Genomic DNA, 18839 nt, shown 5'->3' on the forward strand with positions numbered 1-18839 from the left:
GAGACAGGAAACCCGACCACATGAGTTCGCGCCGGACGGCCCAGGCAGGCCGAAGGCCGAACAAGAGCACCATGCGAGGGAGGCAGCGATGATGAGCGACGACAGGGCAGACGACGTCTATCAGCCGACCGGTAGCAATGAGGAGCAGGAGGACGCGGCCCCCCTGGACACCCAGGACTCCCTGGACGAGCGCGACTACGACGAGATGCTCGACGAGGGCTACTCGCCGCCGGAGAAGCCACTGGGGGTCACCAAGCACGGCACGACGGCGGCCGAACAGCACGAGCGCGAGACGCTCGACGAGCGGCTGGCCGAAGAGACCCCCGATGTCGAAGCCCCGGCGGGCGACGAGGTGGGAGATGTGCGGGAGGGCGAGGGCGAACCGATCGACCCCGAGGCGGGAACGGACCGCGCGGGCCGACTCGTCGCCCCCGACGAGGGAGCGCACACCGACACCACCAAGGAAGTCATCGCCAGGGACGAAGGCATCGACGCGGGCGCCGCCGGCGCCGAGGAAGCCGCCGTGCACACCGTCCCGGATGAGCAACTCGAAGCGGAAGGCGACGCGGAACCGGATCGCTGATCCCGCTCGCGGTCGGCCCGCGCCACGCTGCCGGAGACTCGGCGGACCGGCGGTGCCACCATCGGGCAGTGCCGCCGGTCCGGCGCCCCGGCCGGTTGTCAGGAGGCGAGTGTCGGTGTCAGCCGCCCGTGGCCGCGTTGATGGCGTCCCGTGTCCGGTCGACCAGGGACGCGAAGGGGCCTACGGTCCACTGCGCCGCCGGTGAACCCGCCGCCGAGGGGTGGGGATGGGTGGGGGCGATCTTCTCGGCCGCCCGCAGCCGCGTTCCCATGCTCCTGAGCTGCTCTTCGGTCCGCCCGGCACGCACACCGGGGAATTCCTCACGCTCCTCGTGTTCGGCGTGGTCGCTCACGGAGCGTTCGAACTCCATCAGCTGTGCGTCGAAGTCGGGGCTGGTGACATCCATCTTCTCCAGCCGGGCCAACACCTTGTTGGCCTCTTCCTCCTCGTGGTTGCGGGCCTCGGCCTCCTCCTTGCCGACGGTGTCCTGCGCGACCGGCCGGACGATCATCTCCTCCGCCGTCTCGTGCACCGCCAGCAGGGCCCGCAGCTCATCGAACGCCTGTTGCTTGTGCTCGCCCTCGGCGCTCTTCACGTCCTCGAAGAGGTCCCGGATGCGGGCGTGCTGCTCCAGCAGGATCGCCACCACATCGCCCTCCGGCAGCCGCGCTGCCTCCCTGCGTTCCGCGTCCGCCGCGCTCATCGCCACGTCCTTTCCTTCGCTGGTTCCTCTGCGGTCTATGGGTCACCTCGATACCGCGGGGGAAACCAGGCATCACTGATACGGCCACTACACCGCGCTGGTGCCCACGCGGAAGGCGTGGTGTGAAGTGTCCGCAACCACCACGCCGGTGGACGCGGGCCGCGGGCGTCTGGGCGCGGACTACGCCGTCGGCCCGACCCTTGGGACGTCGGCCAACGGGGCCGACAGCGCCGACAGCAAAGGGCCCTCACCGACGGGGGAGCGGTGAGGGCCCTACGTTCAGTGTGGCACGGATCGGCGCGGAAGAATCCGTTCCGAGCCAGAAACATTGCATATATCTGCCGCCTGGCTCCCCACCGGTGCGGCCAGGGCCCTTCCGACACCGGCCGGACGTGGTCCCTCCCGAGGCGGAGGGCACACCTCCACCAGAATGCGCGCGGGGGCGCCCACGTCCTGAGCCGGAATCCGGAAGTCGTTGCCGAGCCAGCGCCATCTGTGCCACCGGCCGTTGAGCCATTCGCGCTCCGCTCTTTCGCGCTCCCTGCCCTCCGTTGACTTCCCCTCACTTTGTGACGGCGGAAAGCGCGAGGAAATGACGCCATGTGAGCGCCCGCCCGGTGTGCGCGATCCGCACACCGGGTGCGGGTCCGCACACCGGGCGGGCCCGGCGCGTGCCGCTACGCCCCTTCGCGGGCCGTTCGCGCCGCGCGGGCCAGGTCCAGGTCGGTGGTCTCCGGCGCCAGGAACTGTGACACGACGGCGCCGACCACCAGCACTCCGGCGCCGACCAGGAGCACGAACTCCGCTCCGAAGTGGTCCAGCCCCATCGGCAGCAGGAACGTACCGATCGCGGCGCCCACCCGGCTCATGGCCGTGGCGAAGCCGACGCCCGTGGTGCGCAGCGACGTGGGGAACACCTCCAGCGGATAGACCGCGGTCAGCGCCGAGGAGGCGGCGTTGAGGAAGATGAAGAACAGGAAGCCGACGACGATCACGGGGGTGGACGACGGCCACACCGCCACCAGCGCCAGACACGCCGCCGTGATCCAGAACGGCGGGATCAGCAGTTTGCGGCGGCCGATCCGCTCCACGACCAGGCACCCCGCGGTGACACCGGCCACGGCGGTGAAGGAGTAGACGAGCAGCGCCGCCACCGCGTTGTCCCCCATGTGCAGGGCCTCGAAGACGTCCGTCCAGAAGGTGCCGATGGCGAAGTACGGCAGCACGAGGGCGGCCCAGAAGACGCTGGCGAACACCGTGGAGCGCACATGCTGCCGGCTGAAGAGGGCACGGAACCCGTCCTGCCGCACTTCGTCGCGCTCGTCGAGTTCCGCGGCGACGTCCACCTCGATGCCGTACTTCTCGATCAGCGCCTCCGCCTCGTCCCGACGCCCCTGGCTCAGCAGCCAGCGCGCGGACTCCGGGATGCCACCGCGCAGGGCCACGCACACCAGCGCGATCACCGCACTGCTCGCCAGGGACCACCGCCACCCGCCGTCGACGGAGGTGAACAGCGCCCCCACGACCGTGGCCAGCGCGTACCCCAGGTACCAGCTGATCTCCAGGCTCGCCAGCAGCCGTCCGCGGCCACGTCGGCCCGCGTACTCCGACAGCAGCGGCGCGCCGATCGCGTACTCGCCGCCGATCGCCACACCCATCACCAGCCGGATGAGGAAGAGCTGCGGGCCGTCCACGACGAAGAACTGGAGCACCGAGCCGACCAGGAAGATCAACATGTCGATGAGGAACACCGGCCGGCGTCCGAACCGGTCGGCCAGCCGGCCGAAGAGCGGCCCTCCGACGAAGATGCCGATCAGCGGCGCGGCCCCGACCATCCCCTGTTCCACGGAGGTCAGCTGGAGGTCGTCGGTGATCGCCCCCATCGCCAGGCCGATGCCACCGATGATGTAGCCGTCGATTCCCTGGCCGATCTGGGTGGCCAGCTTCAGCTTGGTGTGCAGCCGCTTCCGTTCGCGTTCGGTGGCGGGTGCGCCCGGCGGTGTGCTGGGCTCGTTGTGCTCGGTCACAGGCGTCGTTGCCATGCGCGGGTCCTTACCTAGAGGGGGAGAACGCCGCCCCGGGCGGAGCGGCCCCGGGAGGAGCCGGGGGCCCGGGGGAAAGTGGCGGGGAGAGGGGGAATGAGCCGGTAGCGGGGAGCGGGTGCGTCAGCCGGTCGGCCAGTCGAGGGCGATGTACTGCGTCTCCAGGAACGCCTCGATGCCCTCGCGGCCGCCCTCCCTGCCCAGACCCGACTGCTTGACGCCGCCGAAGGGCGCCGCCGGGTCGGACAGCAGGCCACGGTTGAGGCCGACCATGCCGCTCTCCAGGCGTTCGGCGAGGCGCAGGGCCCGGGCCACGTCGCGCGAGTAGATGTACGAGGCGAGTCCGTGCACCGTCGCGTTGGCGCGGGCCACCAGCTCGTCCTCGTCGGCGAAGGTGGCCAGGGGCGCGACCGGCCCGAAGACCTCCTCGTTCATGATCCGGGCGTCCTCGGGGACGTCCACCAGGACGGTCGCCGGATGGTAGCAGCCGGGGCCCTCGGGCACGCTGCCCCGCGCGGCGACCTTCGCGCCACGCGCCACCGCGTCGTCGACCAGGGACCGGATGGACTCCACGGCGGTCGAGTTGATCATCGGGCCGAGGGTGACTCCCTCCTCCAGACCCGCTCCGGCGCGTACCGCGGTCATGGCCGCCGCGAACTTCTCGGTGAACTCGGCGGCCACGGACTGATGGACGTAGAACCGGTTGGCGGCGATGCAGACCTCGCCACCGCCCCGCATCTTGGCGTCCATCGCACCGCGCACCGCGGCGTCGACGTCGGCGTCCTCGCAGACGACGAAGGGCGCGTTGCCGCCCAGTTCCATGGTCACGTTGACGACGTTCGGCGCCGCCTGCTCCAGGAGTTTCCGGCCGGTGGCGGTGGAGCCGGTGAAGGAGAACTTGCGGACCCGCTCGTCGCGCAGCCAGACGGAGACCACCTCGGGTGCGCGGTCGGTGGGCAGCACGTTCAGCAGACCGTCGGGCAGGCCCGCCTCGCTCATCAGGGCGGCGATGGCGAGGGCGGTGAGGGGTGTGTCCGGGGCCGGTTTGAGGAGCACCGGACAGCCGGCGGCGAGCGCCGGGGCGATCTTCCGGGTGGCCATGGCGGCCGGGAAGTTCCAGGGGGTGACGAAGGCGGTGACGCCCACCGGGTGCCTGCGTACCACGTGGCGGAAGCCGCCACCGGGCGCGTCGCCGAACGAGGAGCCGATCCGTACCGCCTCCTCGGCGAACCAGCGGAAGAACTCCGCCGCGTAACCGACCTCGGCCACCGCGTCCCGGTACGCCTTGCCGTTCTCCAGGACGATCAGGCGGGCGAGCGTGTCGGTGTGTTCACGCATCAGCGCGAAGGCGGTGTGCAGCACCTCCGAGCGACGGCGCGGTGGCGTCGCCCGCCATCCGGCGGCGGCCGCGTGGGCCGCGTCGACCGCCGCCACGGCGTCGCCCAGGCCCGCCGCGGACACCTCGCGGATCAGCTCCGTGGTGGCCGGGTCGTGCACGGGAAACGTCCGTCCGTCCTCGGCCGCACACCAGCGGCCGGCGATGAACACATCGCCTTCGGCGAACGGTGCCTTGACGAGGGTTTCCATGCCGGGGAGGTTCATGAGCTGCTCTTTTCTCCGTTCCGAACGAGGGCTGGTCCGGTTCGCGGTGAATTTACGAGCGCGTCATACGGCCGACAAGGCCGCTTCTCGGATCGCAATGCTGGTTGCTGTCAGGGCAACTCATCGCATACGAGAGGGAGGGGACGGGCGCGGCCGCCCGGTCCGGGCGCCCTCAGGTGAGCCGTGCCCGGGGGAACGGGGTGTGCCGCGGCTCCCAGCCCAGCAGCGCGGAGACGCGTGCCGCCGCCTTGGCGGTGGTGTGGCCCGCCTGGTCCAGGCGGTCGCCGAGGCGGGACTTGGGGGCCGAGATGTTGATCGCCGCCACGACGCGCCCCCGGAAGTCGCGCACGGGCGCCGAGACCCCGACCAGACCGGCCTCGAACTCCTCGCTCACCCTCGCGTACCCCTGGCGCGACGCCTCCTGGATCAGCGCCCACAGTTCGGGAATCGGCGGGGTGGAGGTGGTGCCGAAGCGGACGTACAGCTCGTCGGGCGTGGCATCGGCCAGCAGCACCCGCCCGGCCGAGGTCTGCCACGCGGGCACTCCGCGCCCCTCCCAGCCGTGGACGCGGAAGGAGTGGCCGGAGATCGAGAGCAGGGTGAGCACCTCGCGGTCGCTCAGGACACACAGATGGCTGGTCTCCTCCACGTCCGCCGACAGCGCGTGCATCACCGGCTCGGCCATGCGCACCAGCCGGTTCTGCGAGGTCCGCGCGACCAGCGAGAAGAGCCGCCAGCCCAGCCGGTACTCCAGGGTGTCGGGGTCCCGTTCCACGATCCCCGCGGCGGCCAGGGCCTTGAGGGCGCGCGAGACCTGGGTCTTCTCCCGGCCCACCAGCTGCGCCAGGCGTACGACGCCGAGTCCGCCGGCGTTCTGCGCCTCGTCGGAGGCGAGCGCCTCCAGCAGGTCGATGTCACGGCGCAGCCCGTGGCCGCGCGGGGCGGTGGTCTCTCCGCGGCCAGGGGAGCCGGCTCGGGGGCCCGCGCCGTGCGCGTCGGCGGGGTCCTCGGGGCCGTCGGTGCCGCGAGGGGGGAGGTTCGTCACGCGCGCCATCCTAAAGGCGTGCCTGTGGGAACCCCCAGGTCAGCCGCCGGGTTGTCGTGAGAGCAACCGGCATTTCGATTCCAGCGGGCGCCTTGCGAGGGGGTGGCGGCGGTTCTAGATTCGCCGCATCGGACCGGATGAACTGCGGTGAATGCGAGGTTCATCCCCTCGGTCCGCCGAATCCTCGCTCCCGGAGATCCAGGAGATCCCATGCCATCGCCTTTTGCCCCGGCCGCCCTCATCGGCGAGGCCTTCGCCGGGGAAGGTGCCAACGCCGCGCACACGAACGTCGTGATCGGACGCAAGGGCGGACCCGTCGAGACGGCCTGGGCCACGGCGCTGGCCACGCCCAGCGCCGGACACGTCCCGTTCCTGACGATCGTGCGGCCCTCGGTGCCGGTGAAGCCGCTGACGCTGTTCGTGACGAAGGCCGCCGCGGAAGGTGAGCTGCACCAGCGCGCCACGTGGGGCTCCGCCCAGGCCGGTCTGGCGCAGGGCGTCACGGACGCGGTCCGGGACGGTCTGCTGCCCGCCGAGGAGGCCGACGATCTGCTGATCATCGCCGCGATCTGGGTGAACCCGGCGGTCGACGACCTGGACGTGTCCTTCCGCAACCAGCGCTCCGCCGCGTACGACGCGGTGCGGGCCGCGGTGAACGCCACCCCGACCGTGGCCGATGTCCTGGCGGCCGCCGGGGAAGGCCCGGCCAACCCGTTCTACGCCCCCACCTCCGAGGCGCTCGCCCGATGAAGATCACGGACATCACCCTGGACCGGCTGCGGCTGGAGCTGGACCCGCCGTTCCGGGCCGCCTGGGACCCCGAGCCGCGGCGCCACTTCGACGCGACGATCGTCCGCGTCCACACCGACGAGGGGATCACCGGCATTGGCTCCGGTGACCTCATGGACGGCTTCGACACCTACAAGCACCTGTTCGTCGGCGAGGATCCGCTCGACATCACCCGGCACGTCAAGGCCATCGAGACCGCGAACTTCCACGGCGCCCACTACTGGCCGCTGGAGGCGGCGCTGTGGGACATCATCGGCAAGGTGCACGGCCGCCCGGTGGCGGAGCTGTTCGGCAACGCGGCCACGAAGCTGCCCGCCTACGCCTCCTGCGGTGAGCTCAAATCGCCGGAGGAGCGCGTGGCCACCGCGCTGAAGGTCCGCGAGGCGGGCTTCCGCGCGATGAAGATCCGCATCGACCGCAACCGGGTGGACGAGGGGATCGCCGCGGTCCGCGCGGTGCGCGAGGAACTGGGCGCGGACTTCGAGATCATGGTGGATCTGAACCAGTCGTGGCGCATGGCGGGCGACACCGCGGGCGCCACCGACCTCGCCCGGACCCGCAAGATCATCGCGCGGCTGGCCGAACTCGATGTGTTCTGGGTCGAGGAGCCGCTGCCCTACTGCGACGTGGCGGGCTTCAAGCGCCTGCGGGCCGAGAACCCCGGGGTGCGGATCGCCGCGGGCGAGATGCACCACTCCCCCACCGAGCTGCTGCGCTACCTCGAAGAGGACGCCCTCGACATCTACCAGATGGACGTGGTGCTCGCGATCGGCATGCACCGCGCCCGCACCTTGGCGGAAGTGGCACAGCTCAAGCACCGCCACTTCACCCCGCACAGCTGGACCAACGGCATCGGTGTGCTCGCCAATCTGCACGTGGCGGCGGGAGTCGGCGGCGGCCCGTACTTCGAGTTCCCCTACGACCCGCCCGGGTGGACCCCGGAGCGCCGGGACTTCATGCTCGCCGACCCGGTACGGGTGGCCGGCGACGGCGACCTCGAGGTGCCCGCGAGGCCGGGCCTCGGCATCGAGCTGGACGAAGACGCGATCGACCGGTGGAGGATCACATGACGCACGGCATCGACGCCCTGCTCTCCCGCACGCACGGCCAGTGGCTCGCCGCGGCCGACCAACTGACCTTCGAGACAAGGCCGTTCATCGACGGCCACTTCACCGACGCCCTCTCCGGCGACACCTTCACCAGCCTCTCGCCACGCGACGGCGCGGTGCTCGCCAAGGTGCAGGCGGCCGGCGCCGAGGACGTGGACCGTGCCGTACGCGGCGCGCGCGCCGCCTTCGAGGACGGACGCTGGCGTGACCTTCCGCCCAAGGAGCGCAAGCGCGTCCTGCTGCGCTGGGCCGACCTGATCCGGGGACACGCGGAGGAGCTGGCCCTCCTCGACACCCTGGAGATGGGCAAGCCCATCACCGAGTCCGTGCGGATCGACGTGGACAAGGCCGCCGAGACCATCGCCTGGTACGCCGAGGCCATCGACAAGACCTACGACGAGGTGGCGCCGACCCCCGGGGACGCGCTCGCCCTGATCACCCGGGAGCCCCTGGGTGTCATCGGCGCGGTCATCCCGTGGAACTACGCGCTGCTCATCGCCAGTTGGAAGCTGGGCCCGGCCCTGGCCACCGGCAACAGCGTCGTGCTCAAGCCCGCCGAGCAGACGTCCCTGGCCGCGCTGCGGCTGGCCGCCCTCGCCACCGAGGCGGGTCTGCCGGACGGGGTGTTCAACGTCATCCCCGGGCGCGGCGAGGTAGCCGGGCAGGCGCTCGGCCGCCACCCCGAGGTCGACAAGATCGCCTTCACGGGCTCGGTGGAGGTGGCCCGGCTCTTCCAGGTGTACGCGGGCGAGTCCAACGGCAAGCAGGTGGCGGTCGAGGCAGGTGGCAAGTCTCCCCAGCTCGTGCTGGCGGACGCCGACATCGAGGCCGCCGCGTCGGCCGTGGCATGGGGCATCTTCTACAACGCCGGGCAGACCTGCAACGCCGGTTCCCGCGTGGTGGTCCACGCCTCCGTCAAGGACCGGCTCCTGGACGCCGTGCGCCGGATCACCGCGGACACCTTCCGGGTGGGCGATCCGCTCGACCCGGCCACCGTCATGGGCCCCCTGGTCGACGAGAACCAGCTGGCCACGGTCCTCGGCCACATCGAGCGTGGCGTGGCGGACGGGGCGACCGTGGTGTTCGGTGGTGGCCGCACGCTCACCGAGTCGGGCGGCAGCTATGTCGAACCGACCGTCCTGGACGGGGTGGTGAACACCTCAGCCGTCGCCCAGCGGGAGATCTTCGGCCCGGTCCTGGCCATCGTGTCCTACGACGGCGACGCCGACGAGGGAATCCGGCTGGCCAACGAGAGCGACTACGGGCTCGTCGCCTCCGTCTGGACCCGGGACGTGGCCGTCGCCCACCGCGCCGCCAAGCGGCTGCGGGCCGGGACGGTCTGGATCAACACCTTCGACGCCAGTGATGTCATCACCCCGTTCGGCGGCTTCAAGGCCACCGGCGCGGGACGTGACAAGTCCCTGCACGCCTGGGACGCGTACACCGCGCTGAAGACCACCTGGGTCAACCTGGCCTGAACCGGAGACGGTTCGCGGCCACCTCCACAACGCCCCTCTCCCTTTACTTCCCTTCTCACCACAGCGAGGACAACGATGAGGATCGGTTTCATCGGCCTGGGCAACATGGGTCGCCACATGGCCCGCCATCTGATCCAGGCGGGACACCAGGTCACCGTGCACGACATCCGCCCCGAGGCCGCCGCGGAGCATCTCGCGCTCGGCGCCGACTGGGCCGACACCCCCGCCGCGTGCGCGGACGGCGTGGAGCTCCTGGTCACCAGCCTGCCGACGCCGCGTGTCGTCGAGGATGTCCTGCTGCGGGGCGGCGCCGCCGCGGCCCTGGCGCCGGGGACCCTGTGGGTCGACATGTCGACCTCGACCCCGGCGGCCGCCGAGCGGATCGCCGCCGAGGTGCTGGACGCCCAGCGGGTGCGCCGGCTGGACGCGCCGGTCTGCGGGATGTCACACGGCGCCGACTCCGGCACCCTGCAGATCTTCGTCGGCGGTGCCGAGGAGGACTTCCGGGCCGCGCTGCCCGCGCTGGAGGCGATGGGCGACCCGAAGCGCATCCTGCACGTCGGCCCGCTCGGCGCCGGTTACACGGTCAAGCTGCTGCTCAACCTGCTCTGGTTCAGCAAGCTCGTGGCCACCTCCGAGGTGTTCGCGATGGGCGCCAAGGCGGGCGTCGACCTCGGCCTGCTGCGTGATTCCCTGCTCAAGAGCTCCGCCGCGTCCTATTTCCTGGAGCACGACTTCATCCGCATCCTCACCGACGGGGACTACGACGACTCCTTCGCCATGGTCCTCGCCTGCAAGGACCTCGGCCTCGCCATCGATCTCGGCCGCGACCTGGGCGTGCCCACCGAGCTGTCGGCGGTGGTCGAGCAGATCTTCCGCCGCTCCAGGACCGAGCACGGCGATCTCGCGGGCGAGATGAGCCCCGTCCGCCTCTACGAGGCCCTGGCCGGGCAGGAGTTCCGGCTGGCCGTCCCGACCACCGCGCCGGTGGACGCGACCGTCGCGGTCTGACGACGAGCGAACGCCACCCCGCCCCACGACGTCAGGAGCCGCACCCATGACCTCTTCCGGGCCCGGCGGTCCCGCACCGCTGAGCATCGACCCCACCTGCCGCATCGAGTTCGGCCCCGGCCGCATCGGCCGACTCCCCGCCCTGATCGCGGCAACCGGCCACGATCGCGCCTTCGTCGTCACCGACCGCGGTCTGCGCGCCGCAGGCGTCCTCGAACCGGTCCTCAAGGCCCTCGAAGCCGCCGGGCTGGAGTACGCCGTCCACGACGAAGTGGCGCCCAACCCGTCCACCGCCAACGTCGACGCGGGTGCCGCACGGGCCCGTACGTTCGGCACCGCCGCGGTCGTCGCCCTCGGCGGTGGCTCCGTACTCGACGCGGCGAAGGGCATCGCCCTGCTGGTCGGCAACCCGAGCGCCACGGCCGCCGACGCCGACGACCTCTGGGAGGCGGCCGACGGGCTACCGCTCGTCGCGATCCCCACCACCTCCGGCACCGGCGCCGAGACCAACGGCTTCGGGGTCATCGAGGACACCGCCGCCCGCCGCAAGGTGTACATCGGCCACCCGTCGGTGAAGCCGCGCATCGCGCTGCTCGACCCGGAGCTCACCCTGGGCCTGCCCGCGCCCGCCACCGCCGCCACCGGGATCGACGCCCTCGTGCACGGCATCGAGTCGCTCGCCTCGCGCGGCGCGAACCCGATCTCCACCGCCTACGCCACCCAGGCCGTGGCCATGGTCAGCCGCGCCCTGCCCGCCGCGTACCGGAACGGCTCGGACCTCGACGCCCGCGCCGAACTGATGCTGGGAGCCCATCTCGCGGGGCAGGCACTCACCCTCTCCGGACTCGGGCTCGTCCACGGCATCGGCCACGCGCTGACCGCGCACACCGGTACCCCTCACGGCGTCGCCCTCGCCGCCGTGCTCGAGGAGGTGATGGAGTTCAACGCTCCCGCCGCACAGGGCGCCTATGAACAGGTGGCGCGTGCCATGCGCCTCGCACCGCCCGCCGACGGGGACTGGGCGCGGGCAGCCATCGACGGGGTGCGCGAGATCGCGGGCACCGTCGAGGTGAAACGGCCCCTGAGCACGCTCGGCGCCGACCGCGCCATGCTGCCCTCCATCGCCGCCGGGGCGGTGGCGGACGCGGTGACGAAGAACAATCCGCTGTCGCCCGATCGGGCGCAGGTCCTGAACATCCTCACCACCACATACTGATCAGCAGCCCATCTGGTCCAAGGCGACGGAAGCTAGTGGTGCCAGGCATGCCCGCCCGTGTTGTGGATGAAGCGCTGCAGCACCTTGAGGGTCGTCAGGTACTCCTCGTCGGAGATGCCCGCGTGCCGTTCCGCCCACAGCTCGTCCTGGAGGGCCGCGGCCTTGTCGTAGAAGGCCCGGCCCTCCTCAGTGATGCCCAGGCGCCCCTCGGCGTCCTCGGTGATCCAGCCCAGGGCGATGGTCCGGTCGATCTCCGCCTCCATGACCTCCGGGCCGGCGTCGAGATAGTTGCGGAGGAGGCCGGACACCTCACCGCGGGTCTTGACCGTGTCGGCGCGTGCGACCTGCGCGATGACCCACCACTGCGGCTGGGTGGTGCCGACCCCGGCGAGAGCCGCCTGGATGCGGCTGACCACGGCCTTGTAGGCCGCCCAGCTCCAGTATCCGATGGGCTGCTTGAGCAGTTCGGCGTCGCTGTGGGAGTACTCCATGGCCGGTCCCTCCGTCGTTGCGTGAACTCGACTGACGATGGGATCGACCGTAGAAGTTCAACCTAAGGTGAAGTCAAGGCGCCATCTGGCGGTGGGATCGGTCAGCGGTCGGCCGTCAGCAGGCGGACGCGACCCGTGCCGGGGAGGGCCGGGTCGAAGGCCGGGGGAACCGGGCGGGCGTGCCGCTCCGCCAGGTCGGTGAGGGGTTCTTCCGCGGCGCTCCAGCCGTGGTCCGCGAGCCAGTCGGCGGGGGGCTGCGTCATCTCGTTCTTCCACAGGGAGGACAGCATGCTCATGATGCCCTCCGGTGAGGCGGACGCCGCGTCCTGGGCCTGGTCGGTGTTCACCATCGACCGGGTGACATGTTCCACCCCGAGGTGGCTGCCCGGCGCGGACAGCGCAGTGATCCGGTCCAGTAGCTGGTCCGCGTCGCGCTCGGTCAGGTAGACGAGTATCCCCTCGACCAGCCAGGCCGTCGGCACGTCCTCCCGGAAGCCCTGCTTCGCCAGCAGCGAGGGCCAGTCCTCGCGCAGGTCGGCCGCGATCACCTCGCGTTCACAGCGCGGCTCCTCGCCCCGGAGGACGTGTTCCTTGAAGTCCAGCACCTCGGGCTGGTCCAGTTCGAAGAGGCGTGTACCGTCCGGCCAGCGCAGACGGAAGGCACGGGTGTCCAGGCCCGCCGCGAGCAGGACCGCCTGGCGGCAGCCGGCCGCGCACGCCTGTGTGAAGTAGTCGTCGAAGTACCGGGTGCGCAGGGCGAAGTAGTCGCCCATGGCCTCGGTGAACGGCTTTCCCTGCCCCTCAGTCCAGACCGCCTGCTGCTCGGCGCCCGCGGCGTCGACGAAACGTGTGGCCAGGGCGTCCTCGAACAGCCGGTCCGGGCGCCGGCTCTCGTTCGCGCGGGTGATGCCCACGAACAGCGCGGTGCTGCTGACTCCCGCCAGGCGCTCGTGTCCGTCGGTCACGTGGTCCTCCGCTTCGTGTGGTGGTCTCTCATGCCTTCTCTCCGGTTCGTGAGCGTGTCGTTCCCGCTCATGAGCGCGTCGCTCCAGCTCATGAGGCGGTGCGCTTGCGGTACGCCTCGCGGTCGAAGCGGACGCCGCCGCGCCAGATCGCCTCGATCGACCGGGTGCGAGTGATGTCCCGCGTGGGGTCGCCCTCGACCAGGACGAGATCCGCGCGCCGCCCCGGCGCGATCACCCCGCGGTCGGCCAGACCGAAGTGCGCGGCGGGGGCCGAGGTCGCCGCCGTAAGCGCCTCCGCCGGAGTCAGTCCGGCCTCGACGAGGAGGGCCAGCTCGGTGTGGAGACTGGCGCCGTGGACGACCGGGCAGGCGCGGTCCAGCCGGTAGTTGGTGTCGGTCCCCGCCAGTACGGGCACGCCTGCCCGGTGCAGACGGGCCACGCTCGCCAGGGCGTGGGTGAAGTGGTGCTCGGGGGACGCCTTCTCCACGCAAAGGCCCTCGCGGCCCGACGCGATCGCCGTACGGGCGTGCTCCGGGAGGTAGCCGACGATCCGCGGATCGCCCGCCAGCGATCGTCCCGTGCGGGGCCGGGAGGAGGTCTCCGGGGCGGACGCCTCCAGCATGGCCAGGGTGGGGATGGCGACCCGCTTCTCGTCCGCGGTCCGGCTGACGAACGCGTCGTCCAGAGCCGCTTCCAGCGGAAGGTGCGTCAGCATGTCCACACCGCTGTCCAGGGCGAGTCGCGCGGACCACCCGGCGGACACATGGGCCACGGTGAGCAGGCCCCGGCGCCGCGCGGCGTCGGCGAGCGCCGTCACGGTCGCCCCGTCCAGGGCGGGCAGCGACATCCCGTGGTTCGCGCCATCGTCCACGATGATCTTGATGAAGTGTGCGCCCTCCGCCTGTCGCGCGGCCACGAACGCGTCGGCGTCCTCGGGCCCGGCCACCGTCGGCAGCAGCGGCATGGCGTGGCCGGGGTGCCCTCCGGGCGCGCTTGCCACCAGCCCCGAGCTGCGCATATCGGCAAGGTCGGCACGCTCACCGGCCGCCGTGCACAGGGCCTGGGTGAGCTCCGGCGGGCCCATGAACATGTCCAGCTCGGTCGTCACACCGAAGGCCAGCGCCAGTTCGAGATTGCTCTCGGCGCCGAACACATGCGTATGCGCGTCGATCAGCCCGGGCAGCAGCGTCAGGCCCGTTCCGTCGATCACATCGGCCGACGCCGATGCCCCCGTGGCCGCGGCGGGCTCCGTGAGGACGCGCGTGATGACCCCGTCGGCGAACTCCACCGCCCCGGGGCCCAGCATCGCCGTCCCGTCGAAGATCCGCACCTTGTCGATGATCACCGGCCGCACCTCTCTCACCGTCCGATCGCGATCGCTGTGGAGCCGTAGAAACACAGCAGGTTGAAGAAGAGCACAAAGCCCATCGCCGGGAGCATCAGCCCGGATGGCTGTCTGCGCACGAGGAAGCGCCAGGCACCGAGCGCGGGGAAGACGATGCTCAGCGCCGGCAGCAGGCCCCGCGTACCGAAGAGCAGGAGTCCGAGTGCCACCGCGCCCACGGCGAGAGCGAGGCACACGGCCGCGCTGCCGCGCGGGCCGAGCACCTCCGAGTACAGCCGTGCCTCTGGGTCCCGCCGCCACTCGGTCTTCCGCGCGAACTCGAACTGGAGGAAGGCGCAGGCGAACATGGCCATCAGCGGGACGGCCCGCCCGTCGCCGTCGATCGCGTCGCCGGTCAGCAGCGAGACATAGAGGTAGACGGAGAGCAGCAGCTGCACCGGGTAGCTGACGAGGAGATTGGCGAGAAGGGCCTCGCCGATCCGCGGCGACCAGCGCTCCAGCGCGACCAGGAACAGCGTGTACCCGAGGGCGAGCAGGATCAGCAGCACGGAGAGGGCCGAGACGAGCGCGTTCAGCACGACGACGAGTACTGTGATCAGCGCCATGGCGCCGCGCAGCTCCGCCACCGTGATGGCGCCCGTCACCAGCGGCCGGTCCGGGTTGTGCCGACGGTCGTACTCCAGGTCCTTCTGTTCATCGACCATGCGGGCGAACAGCAGGGCCAGCACCACGCTCACCGCGCGCACCACGGTCGCCCCGGAAGGTGTCCAGTGCGAGGAGGGCCCCGAAAGTGCCTCGGCCGAGCCCTCCAGGGTCAGGGTCCACAGCACGCCGTAGGTGACGTAGATCTGCGGGCGGAACATCCGCAGGACGAAACGGCCCAGCCGGGCCGGTACGCGGGAAGCGGTCAGGACATCGCTCAACGCTGCCACCGTCTCCCGGACAGGGGACGGCCGAGCGTGCCGGGGGCGGCGGTCATATCGGCCGCGCTTCCGTCGGGGCCGGTGTGAGGCGCAGTTCGCCGTCGGCGATGGTGTGTCCGGCCTGCTTCATGGCGCACCGCAGAACGGCGCTCGTCCCGTCGCCTTCCACCCGGACGCTCTCGCAGGTGATCGGCAGGTCGAGCTCGCCGAAGCCGGTGAAGCGCGCCTTCAGCCCCGTGAGGACGGCCGACGCCGACGGCAGCGCCCCGGTTTCCACGGCGGTGGCGATGCCGAGCTGGCGGAACGCCTCAAGGGTCAGCATGCCGGGGACATGGTCCAGGGGGTGGTCGAACAGCACCGGGTGGCTGGTGTCGACGAGGAGCCGCGCGGTCCCCATCTCCCCGCCGTCCTGCGGGAGTTGGAGCTGAATCGGGGAGATGACCACGTTCGTGGCGTCCCTGCGGTCGACCAGGGCCGCCCCGATCCGCGGCTCCGGCTCGCAGGCCGTGAACGTGGCCTGGACGGGCAGCCCCAGCGTGGCACGCACGTCCTCGCGCGTCGCTTGCCACTGGGCGGGCGTCAGCCAGGACATGGAGCCCTCCAGCGTCGCCGCCACGCGGTCGCCGATCAGCGCGGTGTAGGACAGCCGCGCCCCCTTCAGGCCCTCGCGGCCACGGAAGCGGCGCACGATGCGGCAGCGCAGCACCACCTCGGTGGGTACGTCGCGTACCGCGAGCGCGGTGATGTCCACGTCGCGCAGGGCGATGTCCCGCAGGATGAACTTCGTGCCGAACGGGTTCTCGAACAGATCGTGGCCCAGCATGAGGAGCGACTGCCGGACGGCCTCCACCAGGACCATCGGGTCGTAGACGTGGCGGCAGCCCGCCGTGTCCCGGTAGAAGGCGTGTGAGCGGGGTATCTGCACCCCGATGTCGAGGGTGTCCTCGTCCCGGGCGAGTACGCCGGTCAAAAACACCTCGGCCAGGCTCAGCCGATGGACGAGCTCGCGCGGCACCGTCTGGCTGAATTCCACCGTGTCCATGCTTTCCCCCTCTGTGTTACCGAACCGCCGACCGCGCCAGGTGGTGATGCCAGTCGGACACGCTGACTCCACCGAGCACGGGGGCCAGCCCCTTGCGCTTCATCGGCAGGACGTGGGAGCCGACGATCACCGTGTCCCAGGCGTCGAGCGGCAGCCCGGCCCGCCACACGGCTTCGATCAGCCGCCGGTAGCCCTCCTGGTCCCGGGCGGCGAGCCGGGCCGCCCGCAGCTCGTCCCGGACGGCGCCGGGGGCCAGGGATTCCTCCGCCTCCGCCACGGCCCGCTCGAGCCGTTCCGCGGCCGGTTCGAAGGAGAGGTCCCGCTCGGGCACCTCGGCGTGCAACCGCTCGCCGAGCTCACGCGCGCGGGCCGACTGGTCCTCGCCCGCCAGCGCGGAGGCGTAGACCCGCCGCCGGAGCGCCGCGCCGAAGTAGATGCCCAACTCCCGTGCCACATCGGCGGGTTCGTCGGGGGTGTGGACGAGGTTGAGCAGATAGCTGTAGCGGCCGGTCGCGTAGCGGAGCTGGCCGGGGATCCGCGCTCGCGGGTCGGTGGGGCCCTTCCGCTCGGTCAGGACGACCGACGCGGGTGCGCTCGGCAGGGCCTCGGCCCCGTCGGCGTCCTGGCGCACCACGAGCACCACCGCGTCGCAGGTGTCGGTGAACAGATCGGCGAGACGGCGGCGCTCCGGTGTGGCCAGGTTCCACTGGAAGTACCACAGCGCCCGCACGGTGTTGGGGGTGAGCCGGGTGCGTTCCGCGGCCACGATCCGGAACCCCTCCCGGGTCAGCCAGTCGACCGTCGTCGGTAGCTGCCTGCTGACCACGGCGTCGGGCTTGAGCAGCAGTGCGGCGTGCCGGTGGAGGAAGCCGTCGACATCGGCGGTGAGGGTGGCGAGCTGTTCGACGCTCTCCAGGAAGTAGGTGTCCGAGCCGAAGAGGACGCGCTTGCGCGGATCGCAGCTGAGGGCCGGGGAGATGTCCTCGCCGAAGGGCCGGCCGTTCGTGGTGTCCTCGCTCATCGGCCGGCTCCGTTCACATCGCTCGCCGTCGGGCCGGTCCCGTTCGCCGTCGGTGCCGCGTCCGGAGCCGCTATGTTCAGCCGGGCGAGCACCTCGGTGGCGTCGGCAGGCGGTGCGCCCAGGTAGCCCGTCTCCAGGCAGTGGTCGATCAGCGTGCGCAGGAAGTCCTGCCCGTCCGCCGGTGGCCTGCGGGTGGCCAGACCCGCCGTGTGGGAGTCGTCGAAGCACGTCCGGCGCCGGAAGTAGCTCTCGTAGAGCGTCATGACACGCTCGTAGTACGCCCGCTCCCGGCGGGGCAGCCGCTGGGCGTCGAAGCTCGTCGGCGGGACGAACCGCGGCACGTGGAACGGCGGGTACTCGGCCATCACATCGGAGAAGTCCCGCAGCGTCAGCGGTGCGCCCACCGCGTGGAAGGTCCGGCCCGCCGCCTCCTCGAACCGGTGGGTGACCTCGGTGATGATGTCCGCCACATAGTCCACGGGCACCAGGTCGAGACGTGCCTCGTACTGGCCGGGGATGGAGCGGACCTTGCCCTCGGTGGCCAGTTTGAGCACGACGTAGATGTTCTTGTAGTCGCGCACCACACCGGTGCGCTCGTCGCCGACGACGATGCTGGGGCGGACGATCGCGGTGCGCACCCCGTCGGCCTGGGCCTTGTGCACCAGGGCCTCGGCCCGGAACTTGCTGTCCTCGTAGGCGTTGGCGAGGCGCTGGCCCTCGTCCAGCTCCGTCTCGCGGATCAGCCCGTCGCGCTCACCGCACACATAGGCGGTTCCCACATGCACGAGAGGCACACCGCCGGCGCGGGCCAGCTCCAGGACGTGGCCGGTACCGTCGACGTTGACCGCCTGGTAGACCTCGTCGGGGAGGCCGAAGTCGGTGATCGCGGCGCAGTGCACGATGCGGTCGAGGCCGTCCACGACCAGCGCCTGGTACGCATCCTCGGACAGCCCGAGCCGGGGCTGGGTCACATCGCCCAGCAGGCAGGTGACGGCGTCCGGCTCCAGCGGGGTGCCGTCGTTGCGTATGACCACCGGCTGGTGGTGGACCAGGGCGGTGACCTGGTGCCCGGCCGCCACCAGCCGGGCGGTGACCTCCGCGCCGACCAGCCCGGCCGCGCCGGTCACCAGGATCCTCATGCGCTCCGTCATCGGCCCGCCTCCGCTCGCGGCGCTTCGGTCTCTTGCCGTGCCTCGGTCTCTCGCCGCGCTTCGGCCACCAGGCGGGCGATGTCGCCGAGCGTGGTGACCGTGGCGGTCCTCTCCTGAGCGAGCTCCCCGAGCCCGAAGCCCTCCTCCAGCGCCAGCGTCAGCTCGATGAGCCGGAGCGAGTCATAGGCCAGATCCGCGACGAGCTCGGTGTCGTCGGCCAGGGTGGCGCCCCCCGCGGGCGCCATCGCGCCGACGATCGCGTACACCTTGCTCCGCGTCTCGTCCTCGTTCGGCGATGGTGTGCCGGTGCTTGACGTCAACGT

General features: G+C 71.4%; 19 protein-coding genes. 7 read left to right on the forward strand and 12 right to left on the reverse strand.

What is annotated here, in order from left to right:
* Positions 1-88: 88 nt before the first annotated feature.
* Positions 89-583: a DUF5709 domain-containing protein gene (locus IEJ02_RS05465; protein WP_191063640.1), complete on the forward strand. Its 495-nt coding sequence runs from the start codon at positions 89-91 to the stop codon at positions 581-583.
* Between the two features lie 118 nt (positions 584-701).
* Here the strand turns inward: IEJ02_RS05465 and IEJ02_RS05470 are convergent, their stop codons facing one another.
* Positions 702-1286, reverse strand: a complete 585-nt coding sequence (locus IEJ02_RS05470; protein ID WP_191063791.1) for a hemerythrin domain-containing protein — start codon at positions 1284-1286, stop codon at positions 702-704.
* A gap of 127 nt (positions 1287-1413) precedes the next feature.
* On the opposite strand from IEJ02_RS05470, the gene IEJ02_RS48240 reads away from it, so the two are divergent.
* Positions 1414-1554, forward strand: a complete 141-nt coding sequence (locus tag IEJ02_RS48240) for a hypothetical protein (RefSeq protein WP_223863408.1) — start codon at positions 1414-1416, stop codon at positions 1552-1554.
* A 409-nt stretch (positions 1555-1963) separates the two neighbouring features.
* Here the strand turns inward: IEJ02_RS48240 and IEJ02_RS05475 are convergent, their stop codons facing one another.
* The 3 genes from IEJ02_RS05475 to IEJ02_RS05485 form a co-directional block, all read right to left on the reverse strand.
* Complete coding sequence (locus tag IEJ02_RS05475; protein WP_191063641.1) at positions 1964-3328, reverse strand: MFS transporter; 1365 nt, start codon at positions 3326-3328, stop codon at positions 1964-1966.
* Between the two features lie 123 nt (positions 3329-3451).
* Positions 3452-4930, reverse strand: a complete 1479-nt coding sequence (locus IEJ02_RS05480; RefSeq protein ID WP_191063642.1) for an NAD-dependent succinate-semialdehyde dehydrogenase — start codon at positions 4928-4930, stop codon at positions 3452-3454.
* 172 nt (positions 4931-5102) lie between these two features.
* Positions 5103-5975: an IclR family transcriptional regulator gene (locus tag IEJ02_RS05485; RefSeq protein ID WP_317985727.1), complete on the reverse strand. Its 873-nt coding sequence runs from the start codon at positions 5973-5975 to the stop codon at positions 5103-5105.
* A gap of 210 nt (positions 5976-6185) precedes the next feature.
* Between IEJ02_RS05485 and fae the strand changes: the two genes are divergently transcribed.
* The 5 genes from fae to IEJ02_RS05510 all read left to right on the forward strand — a co-directional run bounded on the left by fae (position 6186) and on the right by IEJ02_RS05510 (position 11578).
* Positions 6186-6725, forward strand: coding sequence for a formaldehyde-activating enzyme (gene fae / locus IEJ02_RS05490; RefSeq protein ID WP_191063643.1), 540 nt, complete (start codon positions 6186-6188; stop codon positions 6723-6725).
* Complete coding sequence (locus IEJ02_RS05495; RefSeq protein WP_191063644.1) at positions 6722-7834, forward strand: mandelate racemase/muconate lactonizing enzyme family protein; 1113 nt, start codon at positions 6722-6724, stop codon at positions 7832-7834. The genes fae and IEJ02_RS05495 overlap by 4 nt, the downstream gene beginning before the upstream one ends.
* Positions 7831-9351, forward strand: a complete 1521-nt coding sequence (locus IEJ02_RS05500) for an aldehyde dehydrogenase (RefSeq protein WP_191063645.1) — start codon at positions 7831-7833, stop codon at positions 9349-9351. The genes IEJ02_RS05495 and IEJ02_RS05500 overlap by 4 nt, the downstream gene beginning before the upstream one ends.
* 75 nt (positions 9352-9426) lie before the next feature.
* Complete coding sequence (locus IEJ02_RS05505; RefSeq protein ID WP_191063646.1) at positions 9427-10362, forward strand: NAD(P)-dependent oxidoreductase; 936 nt, start codon at positions 9427-9429, stop codon at positions 10360-10362.
* Between the two features lie 46 nt (positions 10363-10408).
* Positions 10409-11578 (forward strand): iron-containing alcohol dehydrogenase family protein, encoded by a 1170-nt coding sequence (locus IEJ02_RS05510; RefSeq protein ID WP_191063647.1) that lies wholly within the window; start codon positions 10409-10411, stop codon positions 11576-11578.
* Between the two features lie 32 nt (positions 11579-11610).
* Here IEJ02_RS05510 and IEJ02_RS05515 read toward each other — a convergent pair whose 3' ends face one another.
* The 8 genes from IEJ02_RS05515 to IEJ02_RS05550 form a co-directional block, all read right to left on the reverse strand.
* The gene (locus IEJ02_RS05515; protein ID WP_191063648.1) at positions 11611-12069 is read right to left on the reverse strand and encodes a MarR family winged helix-turn-helix transcriptional regulator; all 459 of its coding nucleotides are present in this window, start codon (positions 12067-12069) and stop codon (positions 11611-11613) included.
* A 101-nt stretch (positions 12070-12170) separates the two neighbouring features.
* Positions 12171-13034 (reverse strand): SAM-dependent methyltransferase, encoded by an 864-nt coding sequence (locus tag IEJ02_RS05520; RefSeq protein ID WP_191063649.1) that lies wholly within the window; start codon positions 13032-13034, stop codon positions 12171-12173.
* Between the two features lie 88 nt (positions 13035-13122).
* The gene (locus IEJ02_RS05525) at positions 13123-14388 is read right to left on the reverse strand and encodes an amidohydrolase family protein (protein WP_275558245.1); all 1266 of its coding nucleotides are present in this window, start codon (positions 14386-14388) and stop codon (positions 13123-13125) included.
* Between the two features lie 5 nt (positions 14389-14393).
* Complete coding sequence (locus IEJ02_RS05530) at positions 14394-15302, reverse strand: UbiA family prenyltransferase (protein WP_191063650.1); 909 nt, start codon at positions 15300-15302, stop codon at positions 14394-14396.
* A 52-nt stretch (positions 15303-15354) separates the two neighbouring features.
* A complete protein-coding gene (locus IEJ02_RS05535) occupies positions 15355-16344 on the reverse strand; it encodes a ScbA/BarX family gamma-butyrolactone biosynthesis protein (protein WP_191063651.1) in 990 nt (329 codons plus the stop codon).
* A gap of 16 nt (positions 16345-16360) precedes the next feature.
* Positions 16361-17365 (reverse strand): nucleoside-diphosphate kinase, encoded by a 1005-nt coding sequence (locus IEJ02_RS05540; RefSeq protein ID WP_191063652.1) that lies wholly within the window; start codon positions 17363-17365, stop codon positions 16361-16363.
* Positions 17362-18516, reverse strand: a complete 1155-nt coding sequence (locus tag IEJ02_RS05545; protein WP_191063653.1) for an SDR family oxidoreductase — start codon at positions 18514-18516, stop codon at positions 17362-17364. Before IEJ02_RS05545 ends, IEJ02_RS05540 begins: the two co-directional genes overlap by 4 nt.
* A complete protein-coding gene (locus IEJ02_RS05550; protein WP_191063654.1) occupies positions 18513-18836 on the reverse strand; it encodes a phosphopantetheine-binding protein in 324 nt (107 codons plus the stop codon). Before IEJ02_RS05550 ends, IEJ02_RS05545 begins: the two co-directional genes overlap by 4 nt.
* Positions 18837-18839: the final 3 nt, after the last annotated feature.

Source organism: Streptomyces sp. 5-10, assembly GCF_014712245.1.
GTDB classification, from domain to species: domain Bacteria; phylum Actinomycetota; class Actinomycetes; order Streptomycetales; family Streptomycetaceae; genus Streptomyces; species Streptomyces violaceusniger.

What these genes read in the sequence shown, in the direction of transcription:
- IEJ02_RS05475 (WP_191063641.1), bottom strand. Translation starts at nt 3,328, where the DNA reads ATGGCAACGACGCCTGTGACCGAGCACAACGAGCCCAGCACACCGCCG.
- fae (WP_191063643.1), top strand. Translation starts at nt 6,186, where the DNA reads ATGCCATCGCCTTTTGCCCCGGCCGCCCTCATCGGCGAGGCCTTCGCC.
- IEJ02_RS05545 (WP_191063653.1), bottom strand. Translation starts at nt 18,516, where the DNA reads ATGACGGAGCGCATGAGGATCCTGGTGACCGGCGCGGCCGGGCTGGTC.
- IEJ02_RS05500 (WP_191063645.1), top strand. Translation starts at nt 7,831, where the DNA reads ATGACGCACGGCATCGACGCCCTGCTCTCCCGCACGCACGGCCAGTGG.
- IEJ02_RS05495 (WP_191063644.1), top strand. Translation starts at nt 6,722, where the DNA reads ATGAAGATCACGGACATCACCCTGGACCGGCTGCGGCTGGAGCTGGAC.
- IEJ02_RS05470 (WP_191063791.1), bottom strand. Translation starts at nt 1,286, where the DNA reads ATGAGCGCGGCGGACGCGGAACGCAGGGAGGCAGCGCGGCTGCCGGAG.
- IEJ02_RS05465 (WP_191063640.1), top strand. Translation starts at nt 89, where the DNA reads ATGATGAGCGACGACAGGGCAGACGACGTCTATCAGCCGACCGGTAGC.
- IEJ02_RS05540 (WP_191063652.1), bottom strand. Translation starts at nt 17,365, where the DNA reads ATGAGCGAGGACACCACGAACGGCCGGCCCTTCGGCGAGGACATCTCC.
- IEJ02_RS05535 (WP_191063651.1), bottom strand. Translation starts at nt 16,344, where the DNA reads ATGGACACGGTGGAATTCAGCCAGACGGTGCCGCGCGAGCTCGTCCAT.
- IEJ02_RS05505 (WP_191063646.1), top strand. Translation starts at nt 9,427, where the DNA reads ATGAGGATCGGTTTCATCGGCCTGGGCAACATGGGTCGCCACATGGCC.
- IEJ02_RS05480 (WP_191063642.1), bottom strand. Translation starts at nt 4,930, where the DNA reads ATGAACCTCCCCGGCATGGAAACCCTCGTCAAGGCACCGTTCGCCGAA.
- IEJ02_RS05510 (WP_191063647.1), top strand. Translation starts at nt 10,409, where the DNA reads ATGACCTCTTCCGGGCCCGGCGGTCCCGCACCGCTGAGCATCGACCCC.
- IEJ02_RS05515 (WP_191063648.1), bottom strand. Translation starts at nt 12,069, where the DNA reads ATGGAGTACTCCCACAGCGACGCCGAACTGCTCAAGCAGCCCATCGGA.